At 37.2% G+C, this 15570-nt stretch carries 16 protein-coding genes and 2 pseudogenes; 9 read left to right on the top strand and 9 right to left on the bottom strand.

Translation table 11 applies throughout. The annotated features are described in order from the left end of the window. Nucleotides 1-468, bottom strand: a complete 468-nt coding sequence (locus H4J67_RS16905; protein ID WP_259368652.1) for a (2Fe-2S)-binding protein — start codon at nucleotides 466-468, stop codon at nucleotides 1-3. Nucleotides 469-1041: 573 nt separating this feature from the next. On the opposite strand from H4J67_RS16905, the gene H4J67_RS16900 reads away from it, so the two are divergent. The 3 genes and pseudogenes from H4J67_RS16900 to H4J67_RS16895 all read left to right on the top strand — a co-directional run bounded on the left by H4J67_RS16900 (nucleotide 1042) and on the right by H4J67_RS16895 (nucleotide 1950). Then, on the top strand, nucleotides 1042-1311 hold the full coding sequence (locus H4J67_RS16900; protein ID WP_182204414.1) for a HAMP domain-containing sensor histidine kinase: 270 nt from the start codon (nucleotides 1042-1044) through the stop codon (nucleotides 1309-1311). Nucleotides 1312-1410: 99 nt separating this feature from the next. After that, nucleotides 1411-1524: pseudogene (locus tag H4J67_RS20830) on the top strand (ATP-binding protein); the annotation flags it as partial. 6 nt (nucleotides 1525-1530) lie between these two features. Next, nucleotides 1531-1950, top strand: coding sequence for a response regulator (locus tag H4J67_RS16895; RefSeq protein ID WP_259368657.1), 420 nt, complete (start codon nucleotides 1531-1533; stop codon nucleotides 1948-1950). 75 nt (nucleotides 1951-2025) lie between these two features. Here H4J67_RS16895 and H4J67_RS16890 read toward each other — a convergent pair whose 3' ends face one another. From H4J67_RS16890 to H4J67_RS16880, 3 genes are all read right to left on the bottom strand, one after another. Further along, nucleotides 2026-3063, bottom strand: coding sequence for a GGDEF domain-containing protein (locus H4J67_RS16890; RefSeq protein WP_259368651.1), 1038 nt, complete (start codon nucleotides 3061-3063; stop codon nucleotides 2026-2028). A 118-nt stretch (nucleotides 3064-3181) separates the two neighbouring features. Next, the gene (locus H4J67_RS16885; protein ID WP_182172460.1) at nucleotides 3182-5191 is read right to left on the bottom strand and encodes a tetratricopeptide repeat-containing sulfotransferase family protein; all 2010 of its coding nucleotides are present in this window, start codon (nucleotides 5189-5191) and stop codon (nucleotides 3182-3184) included. Nucleotides 5192-5321: 130 nt separating this feature from the next. Further along, on the bottom strand, nucleotides 5322-7976 hold the full coding sequence (locus tag H4J67_RS16880) for a TonB-dependent receptor (protein ID WP_182172463.1): 2655 nt from the start codon (nucleotides 7974-7976) through the stop codon (nucleotides 5322-5324). A gap of 255 nt (nucleotides 7977-8231) precedes the next feature. On the opposite strand from H4J67_RS16880, the gene H4J67_RS16875 reads away from it, so the two are divergent. Further along, nucleotides 8232-10187: a choline BCCT transporter BetT gene (locus H4J67_RS16875; protein WP_182172466.1), complete on the top strand. Its 1956-nt coding sequence runs from the start codon at nucleotides 8232-8234 to the stop codon at nucleotides 10185-10187. Between the two features lie 32 nt (nucleotides 10188-10219). Here H4J67_RS16875 and H4J67_RS16870 read toward each other — a convergent pair whose 3' ends face one another. From H4J67_RS16870 to H4J67_RS21300, 5 genes are all read right to left on the bottom strand, one after another. Beyond that, nucleotides 10220-10723, bottom strand: coding sequence for a MarR family winged helix-turn-helix transcriptional regulator (locus tag H4J67_RS16870; protein ID WP_182172468.1), 504 nt, complete (start codon nucleotides 10721-10723; stop codon nucleotides 10220-10222). A 301-nt stretch (nucleotides 10724-11024) separates the two neighbouring features. Beyond that, nucleotides 11025-11204, bottom strand: a complete 180-nt coding sequence (locus tag H4J67_RS21310) for a type II toxin-antitoxin system RelE/ParE family toxin (RefSeq protein WP_182172470.1) — start codon at nucleotides 11202-11204, stop codon at nucleotides 11025-11027. Between the two features lie 147 nt (nucleotides 11205-11351). Beyond that, a complete protein-coding gene (locus H4J67_RS16860) occupies nucleotides 11352-11585 on the bottom strand; it encodes a helix-turn-helix domain-containing protein (RefSeq protein WP_182172472.1) in 234 nt (77 codons plus the stop codon). 110 nt (nucleotides 11586-11695) lie between these two features. Then, on the bottom strand, nucleotides 11696-12073 hold the full coding sequence (locus H4J67_RS21305; RefSeq protein ID WP_182204410.1) for a cupin domain-containing protein: 378 nt from the start codon (nucleotides 12071-12073) through the stop codon (nucleotides 11696-11698). A 5-nt stretch (nucleotides 12074-12078) separates the two neighbouring features. Next, on the bottom strand, nucleotides 12079-12309 hold the full coding sequence (locus tag H4J67_RS21300) for a cupin domain-containing protein (RefSeq protein WP_182204409.1): 231 nt from the start codon (nucleotides 12307-12309) through the stop codon (nucleotides 12079-12081). A 326-nt stretch (nucleotides 12310-12635) separates the two neighbouring features. Here H4J67_RS21300 and H4J67_RS20820 point away from each other — a divergent pair, with 326 nt between their 5' ends. The 5 genes and pseudogenes from H4J67_RS20820 to H4J67_RS16825 all read left to right on the top strand — a co-directional run bounded on the left by H4J67_RS20820 (nucleotide 12636) and on the right by H4J67_RS16825 (nucleotide 15487). Next, on the top strand, nucleotides 12636-12977 hold the full coding sequence (locus H4J67_RS20820; RefSeq protein ID WP_310740638.1) for a cytochrome P460 family protein: 342 nt from the start codon (nucleotides 12636-12638) through the stop codon (nucleotides 12975-12977). A 228-nt stretch (nucleotides 12978-13205) separates the two neighbouring features. Beyond that, nucleotides 13206-13463 (top strand): hypothetical protein, encoded by a 258-nt coding sequence (locus H4J67_RS16840; protein WP_182172476.1) that lies wholly within the window; start codon nucleotides 13206-13208, stop codon nucleotides 13461-13463. A gap of 566 nt (nucleotides 13464-14029) precedes the next feature. Continuing rightward, nucleotides 14030-14476: a peptide-methionine (R)-S-oxide reductase MsrB gene (msrB, locus tag H4J67_RS16835; protein ID WP_182204407.1), complete on the top strand. Its 447-nt coding sequence runs from the start codon at nucleotides 14030-14032 to the stop codon at nucleotides 14474-14476. Between the two features lie 2 nt (nucleotides 14477-14478). Beyond that, on the top strand, nucleotides 14479-14979 hold the full coding sequence (gene msrA / locus H4J67_RS16830; RefSeq protein ID WP_182204405.1) for a peptide-methionine (S)-S-oxide reductase MsrA: 501 nt from the start codon (nucleotides 14479-14481) through the stop codon (nucleotides 14977-14979). A 40-nt stretch (nucleotides 14980-15019) separates the two neighbouring features. Next, nucleotides 15020-15487: pseudogene (locus H4J67_RS16825) on the top strand (peptide-methionine (S)-S-oxide reductase). The last annotated feature ends 83 nt before the right edge of the window (nucleotides 15488-15570 follow it).

Here is a 15570-nt window from a genome sequence, read left to right as displayed (position 1 = left end):
CTAAACCTCTTTACTTAACGTGTCAGCAGCTTCAACGATGGCTTTTTTAATGCGTTGGTAGGTACCGCAACGACAAATGTTACCTTGCATTGCCGTATCAATTTCAGCTTCAGTGGGGGAAGTATTAACCGCTAACAAGCTAGCCGCATTCATAATTTGTCCGGCCTGACAATATCCACATTGGGGAACATTATTATTTAACCAAGCTTTTTGTAGCGGGTGATCACCCTTTTCGGATAGTCCTTCAATGGTGGTGATTTTTTTATCAACCAAGGTACTTACGGGAGTAATACATGAACGTATGGCTTGGCCATCAACGTGAACGGTACAAGCACCACACAAACCACTACCACAGCCGAACTTGGTGCCAGTGAACTCCAAGTTGTCTCGAAGAAACCATAAAAGTGGCATATCACCATCTACCGTAATTTCATGAGCTTTTCCGTTGATTATCATCGACTGTTTCATAAGTACTATCCTATTTTTGTGTGATCCTAGATTAGCCTGATATGGCCTATTACACAAAAGTAAAATCGGTAAACAATCAAATATCTACGACCAAAGATAGATTGTGCTGTTATTAGCGCTAAAAGTAAGATTTTCACATAATTATTACCTATAATTTATCGAAAACCTGTCTATAGTTAGTGCAATATTGAAACAAAACAAAACTCATACTGTTGTTATTCATTATTTTTAACCTACTGACGTTTACTTCCTCTCAAGCGCAGAACCTTCGTAATGACGAACCGATAAAAGTTGTCTTAAACGATTGGACAAGTTAGTTGGTTTTATCTCATATTGCAGCCGGATTATTTGAGGGTATGGGCTACTCTGTTATTTTTCAAAAAAAACCACAGGTGCTCAATGGGGGGCACTGCAACGTGGTTTAGCGCACGTACAAATCGAAGAGTGGTAAGGCACCATGGAGAAAATGTATACCCGCATGATAGATGAAGGTGGCATTATCGATGTAGGTTCTCATGATGCGACAACACGTGAAGAATGGTGGTTCCCTGATTAACCATTTTGAATGATATTTTGGATTTTTCTGAAATTGAGGCCGACAAAGTAGAATTTGAGGACAATTCTTTTGATTTAAAGGAACTGCTCAACAATCTTTATAATGAATTTAAACCCATAGCGGTCGAAAATTCAATCACATTAGCATTGAACTTTGATGATCATTTTCATCAATATTGGCTAGGTGATGTAACGAGAGTAAAACAGGTCTTGATTAATATTATCTCTAATGCACTTAAACTTACTCATCAAGGTAGCGTAGATATTAATATTAGTGGCTCACAATAAGTCGTTATTAAGGTGATCGACACGGGCATAGGCATGTCTGAATATGCATTGAGCAGTATTTTTGACCGTTTTGAATAAGCGGATAAGTCGACGACCAGAAAATATGGTGGCAGAGGTTTAGGTGTTAATATCGCTTTGAATTTAGCTAAAATGATGGGGGGCAATATAGAGGTGCAAAGCAAGTTAGGTGAAGGGAGTTGTTTCGTTATTTCTTTACCTTTGACTCGAACAAATAAACAGAAAATATTGAAAGAAAAAGTACTTTTGGCGACACCGCAATTAAATAACATCACTATTTTACTTGCTGAGGATACTGCCATTAATCGCACCATATTTAATAAGTTAATGGCGCCGACCAGTGCCAATATACTAATGGCGAAAAATGGCACTGAATGTATCGAACTGTTTAAAACCCATCATCCTAAGGTTATCTTTATGGATATTCAAATGCCGGTAATGGATGGCGTTGAAGTCTGTAAAATTATTAGAGCAAGCTCTAATATTCCAATTGTTGCGATAACGGCAAATGTTATGAGTGAAGATGTTGAGTTATATAAAGAGATAGGCTTTGACCGCGTGCTAAGCAAACCTGTACAACTACAAGAGCTTTACGAGGCTTGTACTAAATACATTGTATGATGGGCATATTTTGATTTTAAGCTATGCTGATCAGGCGCCATAATCCTTTGATTACCGTGTGATAAAACAGCAAATTTAAAATTTTGGAAAAATTTGATTTCTGCCAGCATTCTTCGCTTGGTAAAGCTGCTTATCTGCACAGTTGATCATTTCATCAATGGTTTGGTTGTCTTTGAATTGCTCAATGCCCATACTCATCCTGACATTAATATCATGGCCTTCATAATGAACGATATGGTGTTGGAGTTTTTCTTGGATTTTTTCTGCTAAAACATGGGCACTTTCGGCTTGGGTTTGCGGTAAAATAAATAAAAACTCTTCTCCGCCCCAACGAGCAATACAATCTTGCTCCCTCGAACCGTTGGTAAATATTTTTGCTAACTCAATTAATACTGCATCACCCGCATTATGACCGTACTTATCATTAATTTTTTTAAAGTGGTCAATGTCACATAAAATAATAGATAAAGATTCTTTACTTCGAATGACACGTGCTTGTTCTCGTTTTAACAGGGTAAGCGCAGCACGGCGATTAGATAATTGGGTTAGGGGATCTAAATGCGCCAAGCGTTGGTATTTCTCACTTAATTTTAAGGTGTGCTGATAAGATTGATCTCTTGAATATTCATATAGAGCAGAAAGAAAAGTCACGGTTAAAAAAGAGTATAATAAGCGTAATTTAAATTCAGTGCTGTAGGCAGCATGAGAAATAATTTCCGCTGGTATACTCATGATCCCGATAGATATTATTACAAAGAACATCAGATCTATCAGGCCACGTTTTAAGCCATGAACAAATACTGAAACAGGAGCAACAATAAACACCCATAATGGACCTGTATTCTCAACGCCACCAGTATATATAAGATAAAACATTAATATATATAAAGAATATAGAATAATTGCGGAGCTTAATTTAACATTGTTAAATTTTTTGTAGGCGTAATAACCGATGAAATAAATAAAGCTGGCGATGAATAACGATATCGCTAAAACAAAATTTTTGTTAAAAAGACCAACAATTCCCATAACAGCCGTTATCGACATACCCACTAATGCAAATAATGAAATGACATGAGGTTGATGAAATTTTTTGTTATCAAAGTGGTTCATTTTAGCTTGTTCTCACAAAATCCTTTTTTAGCGAAGGTGTTATTTCGCTGTTTATTTATTCACTATAACAGTTTATATAATGGTTTTAAATATTTACTAATCTCTTAATAACAACAGGTTATTCGATGTTTAATACTTTTTTTAATGGCGCTAAGTAAGGTTCAAAGTGACGCCATTGCTCGGTAGCACTTTTGTAAATTGGCTGACGGACTTGCTCAGAGCTTGGGGTTTTAATGGTGCGTTTGGTTTTATGAAAATCAACACACGATTGTTCAAAGCTTAAGCCACAAAAATCAAGTATTCTTCTGACCTGCTTTTCTAAGTCATCAACCACATCTTCATGATTAACGGTTAATACGAAGTCAGGTAATACCTGGTCCCAATGGGCCATTAATTTTAAATAAGCTTGATAATAACGTCCAATGTCTTCAAGGTTGTAACTAAAATCTTGTCCTTCGGCAAATAATTGCTTAAAACCACTAAAGCAACAAGCCATTGGTTGGCGTCTTGCGTCAATAATTTTCGCGTTTGGCAGTATTAATTTAATCAAACCTATGTGTAAAAAGTTGTTAGGCATTTTGTCAATAAAAAGTGGTGCTTGCTCACGGTATACACGTGTTTCATCAATAAATTGTTGACCAAAGCGTTTAAAATATGTCGGATTAATTTCAGCTAAATTTTTGGGGTATTGGCTTTCTTTATGACTTTCCTGATCATTTTTATTATTCTCGCGTCCGCGTAACCTCGACGCTAAGCCTAAAATATTGTGTAGTTCCATCGTGCCATCAACTTGACTGTGTGAAGCCAGTATTTGTTCAAGCAGGGTTGAACCTGCACGGGGCAAACCAACAATAAAAATAGGGTCAGGTGAGTTAAGACCTAAATTGCGACGAACTTCAAATAACTCGTGGGTACAGTATTTTATTTGTTCAGCGACTTGTTGTTCTATTTTATTAATGTCAAAGCCGTTGCTAGCATGCTGTAATTCATTACCTTGCTGATAAGCTTCAAAGGCTTGCTGATAGTCTTCTCTGTCTTCAAAGGCTTTACCGGTAGCAAAATGTAATTGCACTTTGTCGGTTATCGCCAAATTCTCATCCGTGCGCTGGTGTTGCATTTTGGTGATTTCTTCATCACTAAAGCGGTAGGTTTTCGTATTGGCTAAACTCCAAAATGCATCACCGTAGCTCGGGTTTAATTGATAAGCTTTTTGGTAAGCAGCAACCGCTTTTTTGATATCGCCTTGAGCTTTTAGTGCATGACCAAGTTGTAAATAGAAACCGGGGATCTTGTTATCTTGTTTGATGGCTTGATCAAACAAAGTAATAGCTTGTTCTATTTTACCTAAGCCGGTCAATGCATTGGCTTTGGCTATCTTATAGCTAAGATTGTCTGGTTGTGTCAGTAGTAATATTTCAACCTGCTGCTCTGCGGCTTTATATTTTCCTAAACGGATAAGAAGGTTTAGATATTGAGAGCGTGCATGAATATGATCAGGGGCTAATTCAAGGGCGCTAGCCAGTAAAAATTCAGCATCGTCATAAACCTTTAGCTCCATACCTATTTCAGCAAGTAAGCACATGCCATCAACATGACGCTTGTTGTTCTGTAAAAAATGTCGACAAATTTGCTCAGCTTTTAATAATTTCCCTTCATACCTTAATTCGGTAACTGCCAGTAAAGCCGGTGGTAATTTTTTTAATTTTTCGAGATGGTTAGCTGCCTTTTGCACCTGTTCTTGTTGGCCGTCTTGTCGATAAAGTTGAATCAGTTCATGCCAACTACCCACTAAACTTGGATTAAGTTGTACGGCTTTTTCAAAGGATAATTTAGCTTGCTTAACCTTGTTTAAGGCCAAATGCGTATAACCTTGTTCTTGATTTGCTCGGCTGTGCAGGGTATCAAGTTCAAGTAACGCGTTAATACTGGTGAGTGCTTGGGTAAATTCTTTGCTATAGCGCTGGGCAATAGCCATTAAATACCATAATTCAATGTGGTCTTGTTGTTTGGTAACTTGTTGTTGTAGTGCTTTACTTTGTGCAATCGCTTCGTTAAATTTTGCTGTTTGGATTAAGGTTTGAATCGATTTTAAGTGTGTTTCAATCGGGGGGAAAGTTGTGTTGTTCAACGATTTTGCTCCAAGGCAGGTTAACAAGTGGTCTTGCTTTGATGAGATACTCTATCAATAAAAAGCCGCTTGATACAAAGTTCAAGCGGCTTTATTTCGTTTTTAGTTAAAAGTTAAGTAATATTAACGCTTAATAAAAATCATACGAGAATCTAAAGCCTACGGTACGAGGTCTGTTAGAAACAACTTTTGGCGTATATTGTTGTGTATCTACGTACAGAATAGCGCTTTTATCAGTTAAGTTATCAATAAAAACTTCTGCTTTCCATTCGTCGTTAGTCACACCAAAGCTTAAGTTGGCCAAAACGTAACTATCTTGGATGTAACGACCACCGGCAAAGGTTTCTCCGTTACTACTTTGATAGTTAACACCTTTATAAACATCAGCTTCTTTTTGAATACTTAAACCTGAACCTGTGCCATAAACTAAATTAGTCGCATCTTCGACCATGTAAGCATCCATCGCCATACCCGCAAGTCTTTCGCCGGTATAACTAATTGAACCGTTGACATAACCGGTTAAATCACCAGAGATATTATAGTAATATTCTGCTTGTAGGTTGCCTGAAAATTTAGCTGAATAAGGTAATCTACTACCCACACTTGGTGCAATGCCATCAAGTACGTCATTAACTGATGTTAATTCAGTATCAATTAAGCTGAACGCGCCCGAGATCACTAAGTTGTCAGTCACTACCCAACTAAAATCACCATCAATACCTTTGATCTCTGCATCACCTACGTTATCAGTAAATACTAAGAAACTGATATTGGTTGGATCATAGCGAGAGGTCTGTAGATCAGATATTTTTGAATAATAAGCGGTTGCATTAAAACGTAATGTTTGCTCAAACAAGGTTGATTTAAAACCAACTTCAACGTTATCTAAGCTATCGGTAGTTGAGTATACGGGTATACGAAAACCTTCAAAAGCGCCTTCTTGGTTTGCAGCAGCACCACCACCTACACGGTTAGTTACCGGCGGTCTAAAACCTTCAGAATAGGAAGCAAAGACCATCACATCGTTAGTTACCTTCCAATCAACCGAGGCTTTAATAATTGTATCATCTACGGTTAATTTACCACTATTGTCAAGTAGACTTGTGTCTAACTGACCGCTAGCAATAGCTTCTTTAATAGCAGTTGCTTCTTCTTCACCAAAAAATTCGTTCAAGGCAGCGTCACTTCCGTCACCAAAGGCACGTAATCGACCACTAACATCAGCGGTTGTTGTTGACCCTTTGTAAATGTCATCAATTTGATACCAACGTGCACCAAAACTTGCAGTAACGGTGTCGGTTATGTCATAAGCAAACTGACCAAATACCGCGACTTGATCTATCGTGTGGGTAACATCATTAACAAAGCTCACTTCAGCAGGGAAAGGTCCACCATTACTGTTAATACCTTCACTACCAACAAGTTTTCTTTTTAAATCAGGAAAAAGTTCGGTATTGGCTATTTTAAATTGACCCACTGATGATACTTCTTGTGTGTCATAAAAAACACCAGCCGTTATACGCCAAGCATTGTCAGCTGGAGTATTGAATCGAAGTTCGTGGGTGGTACGAGAGGTACTCGTTTCTTCTTTGTAATACTTAGTTGGGTCAAGACATTCTTGTGCTTCAGGTGCACTTGCATAATTACAAACGTAATAAGCAGAGAATTGGCCACCATTAGTATAACCGGTGTAATCAATCGTTGAATTAATATCTCTGTCTAAGTAACCACCAGTATAAACGATATCAAGTTGCTCAAGGCGGCCCTCTAGTGTCCACGTGGTTAAACCAAAGTCATCATTGTTATTTTCTGGTACAAAACGGTTTGTTGATGTTTGGCCTTCAAGATTTGGATCATAAGAAAACACACCTTCAGTATCGAGAGATTGTTGAGTGTGTTGAACTAAAAGGTTCCATTCGTCATTGATCAAGTATGAGGCACCAAAACGTGCACCAGCATAATTGGCCGTGTTAAAGTCGTCCTCGACTAAAGCATCATTTTGTGGAGCAGTTACCGGTGTATTTTCAGGATCTGCTAGTTTAGCAAAATTAGCAGAAATTCTATCAATAACTACCGCACTACCGTTATAACCACCTTGACCAGGAACATTGCGAATATTATCTATCCAACCACCTTGGTGATCATTGTAAGTAGCAACACGAACGGCAAGTGAATCTGTTAGAGACATATTGAAATAAGCTTCAACAGAATTACTTAAATCACCACCTTTTGTGGTACTTGTGCTGGTATCAAAGCCGGCAGAAAAGCCATCATGGTTTGGTTTTTTGGTAATCAAGCGAACTGTGCCCGATTGCGAGCTAGCACCAAAAAGTGTGCCTTGTGGCCCAGGTAAAACTTCTATACGTTCAACATCAGTCGCGTAAACATCTAAGTTACGTCCTTGCATAGAAACAGGTTGTTCGTCTAAGTAAAAAGCAACTGACGGTTGCAATGCCTGTACTGAAGAAACAGATATGTTTGTTTGTGCGGTAGCTGCACCACGAATATATATTTCATTCTGTCCAGGGCCAGTGCCCTGAAAAACAACATTAGGTAAAAATTCTACATATTCGTCGAAATTTGACACCCCAAGTTTTTCTAAACTATCACCCGTTAAAGCGGTAACGGTAACAGGAACATCTTGAATAGATTCAATGCGTTTAGTTGCAGTAACTTCAATAACTTCTATCGTTGCTTTTTGTTGCTTTTTGACTTCCTCTGCAGAGAGCGCGCTCGATGCAGCTAGTGCTGTAAGCACAGCATAATGCAACTTAGTGAATTTCATATTAAGTATCCCTTGGTATTTGATTATGTTTTGAGTTGATATTATTAGAGTTCTAACTATATTTATTCAAGCATAGCTTAACAAAAAATAGGACTTATAGATAATTTTTACAAATCTTTATGTATTAGTTGATGTATTTGTGTTTCTAATAAAGCATTTATTCCTCTTTAAATTTCCTTGTGTCGTATACACAATTGTTTACAGCATGGCTTAAGTCGATATAATATCAATACTAATTAAAATCAGGGGAAGAATTTGCCTACAACTGTAAAGAGTCAATTAAACAAGAAGGTATTTGGCAGTGCCTCCGCTATTATTATTGCCTTGTTAGTTTATACCGCTGCACTACCTCAACAGGCGCAAAGTTTATTTACACTTATTCAAACGAGTATTATTGAAAATGGTAGTTGGTTCTATGTACTGACTGTCGCATTCATCTTCTTTTTTGTTATCTTTTTAGGCGTTTCTCGTTACGGCGACATTCGGTTAGGTCCAGATCATTCAACACCTGATTACACCTTAGTCTCTTGGCTGTCGATGCTCTTTGCTGCTGGAATGGGCATTGGCTTAATGTTTTTTGGTGTCGCAGAACCCTTAATGCACTACTTGTCACCACCGACAGCAGAAACAGGTACAGTTGAAGCTGTGCAAGAAGCAATGAAAATGACATTTTTTCATTGGGGACTTCATGCCTGGGCTATCTATGCCATTGTTGCCTTAGTATTAGCCTATTTTAGTTATCGTCATAATTTACCGCTAACGTTACGCTCTGCACTATATCCTTTGATTGGGGATAGAATATATAAATGGCCAGGACATTTAGTCGACATTTTTGCTGTGGTGAGTACGGTCTTTGGTGTCGCTACTTCCCTGGGCTTAGGTGCCTCACAAGTTAATGCAGGTTTTGGTTATTTGTTCGGTATTGAAGTCTCAGTCATTAATCAAATAATTATTATGTTTGGTATCACGTCACTTGCGGTTATATCAGTTGCCACAGGGCTAGATAAGGGCATTAAAATACTCTCTGAAACCAACATGGTTTTAGCGGTAATCTTGTTATTATTAATTTTTGTACTCGGTCCAACAGTATTTTTATTACAAGCCTATTTACAAAATATTGGTGACTATTTAGCGGATATCATTCATAACACCTTTAATTTATTCGCATACAAAAAGACTGAATGGATAGGTGGCTGGACAATATTCTATTGGGGCTGGTGGTTGGCGTGGGCACCTTTTGTTGGTTTGTTCATTGCCAGGATTTCACGTGGCCGTACTATCAGAGAATTTATTGTTGGCGTTATGCTAATACCCACGGTATTCACTTTATTTTGGATGACTATTTTTGGTAATAGTGCGATTGATTTGGTCTATAATCAAGGTATTGTCGAATTAGGTGAGATGGTAAGTAAAGACTCATCTGTTGCTTTATTTGTCTTTCTTGAAAACTTCCCATTATCTTCGGTGTTGTCATTCTTTAGTGTCTTAATGATTGTGATATTTTTTGTCACCTCCTGTGATTCAGGCGCTATGGTCGTTGATATGCTTTGCTCGCATGGCAAAAATGATACGCCGCTATGGCAACGTGTGTATTGGGCGGTAGGTATTGGTATCGTTGCGGCAATATTATTATTGGCAGGTGGTCTTAATGCCCTCCAAACCATGACTATTGCCAGTGCTTTACCTTTTACTATCGTGTTATTGCTTGCCATTACAGGCTTGATTAAATCGTTAAAAGTTGAAGCTTTTAAGCAGGATAGTCAGCTAATCACAGCAATCCCACATTCAGGTAATGAGAATAGTGATAGTTGGCAAATGCGCTTAAAAAATGTTGTCGATTTCCCCAACAAAGCTAATGTAAGTAAGTTTGTTACGCAGACAGTAATTCCAGCATTTGACTCCGTCGCTAAAGAGCTACAAGCTAACCAAATCAATGTTGAAATCTCAAATGATGATGGGCTGACGTTAATTGTTGACCATGGTGAAGCACAAGAGTTTGTTTATCGGGTGTTAGCTCGTAAGTACTCTCAACCTGACTATGTTATTGAAGCCAATGAAGCGGAAGATGAGCAAAGTTATTATCGTGCTGAAGTTCACTTGGGCGAAGGTGGGCAAGACTATGACATTATGGGCTGGTCGAAAACGGCAGTGATCAACAATATTATTGATCAATACCACAAGCATTTACATTTCTTACATTTGCTACGCTAATTGAATACAGCTCGGGTTAAACCGAGCTGTACTTACTTATCAGGTGTGTCAGCTTTCTGAGTGCTGCTGGCGCTCATCGCATTAAGTTCTAATAGTGGGGCAGCATCTATTTCATTTGCATCCATCATACCGGCCAATCGCTCCATAGATGAAAGTAACTGTGATTGCTCCCACTGTGCCAAATTAGCAAAATTTTCAATGAAATGCTCTTGCAAAGCTTGTGGTGCGTTGAGTAAAAGTGCTTTACCATTCTCGGTTAAATATAAACTGACTTTACGTTTGTCTTGGGTACTACGTACTCTTGAAACTAGGCCTTTATTCTCTAGCCTATCCAAAATATTAGTCACGGTAGCAGCACTTAAATTAACATTTTTAGCGACTTGACTTGAATTGATACCAGAGGTTTTATCAATTTCTAGCATAATTAGTAATTGTGGGGTCGTTAAACCTGATGTCTTATTCAGTTGTTTTGAATGTAAACCGATTGCCCGGATAACTTTCCTTAAGGCAATTAATAATTGTTGATGTTTTTCCATTACAGTGTACTTCTTACTTTAATTACTGTTAGTTTAATCAAAAAAATCAGCAACACCTAGATAAATTACCTAAATAGGCGTTATTAGATGGTTTTCAAGAGAAATTTAGAAAAGCCCTATAACTAAAGGGACTTGAACCCTCAACAACCCAAATCACAATAAAATTTTCGGTATAAGATTTACTCAGTTTAACGGGGATTAGGCTAGATACTAAGAGTGTGGTTCATGTCATAACTTGGATTTAAACGTTATTTATTGCCGTTACATACTCACAGATTGATACCAGAACATCATTTTTGACTCAATAATCTAACAGTAAATGCATTAATCTTTTGCTCCGCCAGACTCTAATAATCTGAATGCTTATTTTATTTAATACATACATAATACGAAAAGGTGAGTGAATTAATTTTCTAATTGATGACATGCTAAATTCAGGAAATTGTCTGCCAATTTTCGGATTGTTGGGTAATTTTTCCATATGACTCATTATAGGTTGGATTTATAAAAATAACTTTTGCTATGTATCAATTTTTGGTGAAAATATCTATTTTAAGGTACAGCTTTGAATGTTTGAAACAAACTTACCTTATCTTTATTAAGAGGAATACAGCGTTTATAATGATATTTATCGCCCTAATTTCTTACGGAATTGGCTAGGGGTATCATCATAGTGATCTTTGAATGCATGTGAAAGTGTTCGAGCGTCTGAAAATCCAATGAGATCAGCAATTCCTTCAAGTAATAAATTTGAATAATTTAACAATTGATAAGCTTTTGCCATACGCCAACGGCTTACATAAACCATGTGAGAAACAACGATGGTAGCTTTGAATTTACGTTGTAATGTTGCACGAGACATACCGACAACATCACTAATAATATTGAGAGTCCATTGTCTTTGAGGGTGTTGATGGATGAGCTGTAATATTTTATTTAAACGAGGTTCTTTAATCGCGGATAAGAAACCTGTTAGTGATTATTTTTCTCAATAAAACTGTTTAATAATTGAATAAATAAGACTTCAGTTAAACGGTCGATAATACTGTTTTTTTTATTATTTGTTCTCTTTATTTCCACATCAATTAACTTTACTGTCATCCAAATATTATCATTTGATTGAATATTGGAAAGTTGAACTATGGAGGGTAAGGCACTGAGAATAGGATATCCAATATCCTCATCGTATTCAATTATTTCATACATAATCTTATTGGTTATCTCACCTTGTTGAAAAAGTGGCATACCTAAAGCACAGGCGTCCCCCGCTTGTTCACTCGGCACCAATTTGCTTCCAATTTCGTCTGCTATCCAATGCAGATCTCCGCCTGGCATCATGACGATATCCATTGGCGCTACATTAGTATTACTGGTTTGTGCCCCAACATAAAACCGCCTTCTAACGCAATATGAAATCTGGGCATCACAATTGATGATAATGATATTCCCCATGGAGCTGCAAGGCTCGAATGAAAGAATATACTGCCACGAAAACGAAGCGTATCTATAACATCGTCAAGTACATTAAATTCTGATATTGGACATTTGAGTTGATGAGCGACATTTTTGAGTATTTCAGATACCAAGGGTTAGTAGCAATGATTGTTATAGTGGCTAACACGAAATAAATCAGAGTATATTATGAAAGCGAATAAAATATTAGTGGCAGTATATTTACTATTTGTGCAAGTCATTTTTTCAGGATCCACTTATGCAAATGAAGCATTTGTAATGAAAAATGGTGAGCTAGAACGCCCTATGGGCTATCGAGAATGGATCTACGTTGCCACCCCCGTCACCCCCCAATGATATGAATAATGGCAAAGCTGCATTTCCTGAACTTCATAATGTTTATATTGATCCTAAGAGCTGAAAACATTGGAAAAATAAAAGTGAATTTCGTGAGGGTACTATCATTATTAAAGAACTAGTTTCAGTTGGCTCAAAATCTGCTGTCAGTGGCAGAGGATGTTTTATGGGGGACTTTATCGGTCTTGAAGCGACCATTAAAAGTAAAAAACATTTTAAAGATGAACCCGGTAACTGTGCATATTTTAGTTTCTCAAGTGCAGATCATAAAACGCTATCAAAAACAGCAAAAGCATTCCCTGCAAAATCTTGTAATTCATGTCATGCCGGTGCTGCCGTAGATGATTTTGTTTTTACTCAATATTACCCTGTATTAAGTCAAGGTAAAGGAATGAAAATGAAGGCTGGTGGTGGACATTTAGACAGTCTTAAGCCAATTAAATAAAAACAATTTATCGAGCTGTTTTCTTTTGATTTTATATTAAGGTCGAATCTTAAACTGGCTCATTCTTATCGCTTTATAAATAACTTTTATCGCAGGCAAATATGCCCACATTCTCAACTAATAGGTAATGGGCGTAAACGCAGTTACTCATTTATAGGAAACCGACCCAATAGCAGTATTCAAAAAGCTATCTCAATTAACGCTGAAATAAAAGGGAAAAAATGAAAATTGATCGTTAAGCATAACTATGGAGCTAAAAAAGAACTTACACCGCATAAAATTTATAGCGATGATCAAGCTGATAATTATTTCGCGCTTACGATTATTTTTCAACGTGAAAAAGGCTACGACTCAACTAATAGTGATTGGTTTTCGGCTGAGTATTATTCTGATGGTAGAATCATTAAGTATCAAGGCGTAGATTTATCAGATCGTTTACAAATGTGTTTAGGTTGTCATATCCCACTTGGAGGTAAAGACAGATAAGTATTAAACGGTAGATCTAAATAACTAGCTATTAACTAATATGGGTACACGACATTATGGTAACGATATTACACTGGAGTATTGCGGTGACTTACTTAACTGCTTACTCTTAATATTGCCATACTAGGAAAACTGAAGCTGCGAATTGGACCTTAATCGTTGTTCATAACGTATTGTTAGATAGATCGGTAAAAATAATGCATTATATTTTGTACTTTATGCTTTTTTTCACTACCCGTCAGTGCATTAATAACTACAGGTTTTGATATTCTAATAGCTGGTGCTATTGGCTTGCCTAGTTTTTTTTGTCTGAATTCATTCAAATTATTGCAACATAATTTTAAACTGTTGATGATCACTTTTATAGAAGCTTTTGCCAATTATCATTGGGATATAGCTTCAGAAATCATACTGCCCATATTGTCGATTGGTCATGTTGGTCATGTTGGTAAGGCAATAATACATCAAAAAATAAAATAAAATAAAATAACGAGTACCGTTATTACATACAGTGAATACCTATAGCGTCACAATGAAATGTGACAAAACGCCGAGGACAGAAAGTTATGACAATCTATCAAAAATCCACCGAAGTAATTTCAGCACTAACCAAAGAACAATATCGCGTAACACAAGAAAATGGTACAGAGCAAGCGGGTAGCGGAGCGCACCTTAATAATACTTCGCCAGGCATTTATGTCGACATTGTTTCAGGTGAGCCGTTATTTGCTTCATCAGATAAATATGAATCAGGCTGTGGTTGGCCAAGCTTTACCAAACCGATAGAAACAAAAAATGTTAAAGAAATTAATGATAACAGCCATGGCATGATTCGAACTGAAGTTCGCTCGGGTCATGGGGACAGTCACTTAGGACATGTATTTAACGATGGTCCAACAAGCGAAGGTGGGTTACGTTACTGTATTAATTCATCATCACTTCGTTTTATTCATCGTGATAAAATGGTCACTAATGGTTATGGCGAATACGTTAATCAAGTGGAGAATGTATAGATATGACAATTGAACGCGCTATTTTAGCTGGTGGTTGCTTCTGGGGTATACAAGATCTTATACGCAAGCTTCCCGGAGTTACGTCAACCCGAGTGGGTTATACCGGTGGAAATGTCATCAACGCAACTTATCGTAATCATGGCAGTCACGCAGAAGGCATAGAAATTTCATTTGATACTAATATTGTTAGTTTTCGCAGTATCCTTGAATTGTTTTTTCAAATCCATGATCCAACAACACAACACCAACAAGGAAATGATAAAGGTGCTTCATATCGTTCAGCGATTTATTACTGTTCAGCTGAACAAAATGCTGTAGCGATGCAAACGATAAGCGATGTTAATGCATCAGGTTTATGGCCTGGGACTGTAGTTACTGAGTTAGCACTTGCCGGTGATTTTTGGGAAGCGGAAATAGAGCATCAAGATTATCTACAAAGAATACCAAATGGTTATACTTGCCACTTTCCCCGAAGTGACTGGGTATTACCTTCAGTAAAATGAGCTAATAAAAGTAACTTCAATAGTAACTACAGATAACACTATGCATACTGAAAACTTCAGCAAGATTGGTTTAGGTGGTGGTTGCCATTGGTGTACCGAAGGGGTTTTTGAATCACTTATTGGTATCAAAGCGTTAAAGCAAGGCTGGATTACTTCAATCGATGATAATGCTGAGTTATTTGAAGCGATTGAAGTTTATTTTGTTCAATCTATAGTTTCTTTGCAGACTTTGATTGAAATTCATTTACATACTCATGCCTCGACAGCAAACCACTCTATGCGTCAAAAATAACGATCGGCGATATATACCTATAACGATAGTCAAAACCAACAAGTTAACAGCGCTTTAGATACTTTACAAAGTGATTTTGATAAACCAATTATCACACAGGTACTACCATTTTATTCGTTTGAGGCAAATAAAGATCAATTGCTCAATTACTTATATAAATCACCTAAAATGCTAATTAAGCCACCCATAATAACTTGTTTGTTTTTTCAACAATAAACTACACTTAATTTACCCTCTTATAAGTGTGGTGATTGTTATGCCCAAGCCTCGTTCACAACAAATCAGTTTATCTGATACAC

The organism is Colwellia sp. BRX10-4, assembly GCF_014077465.1.
GTDB lineage: Bacteria > Pseudomonadota > Gammaproteobacteria > Enterobacterales > Alteromonadaceae > Colwellia_A.
Note: the sequence above shows the minus strand (reverse complement) of the source record. Positions and strands in the feature narration are given on the sequence as shown.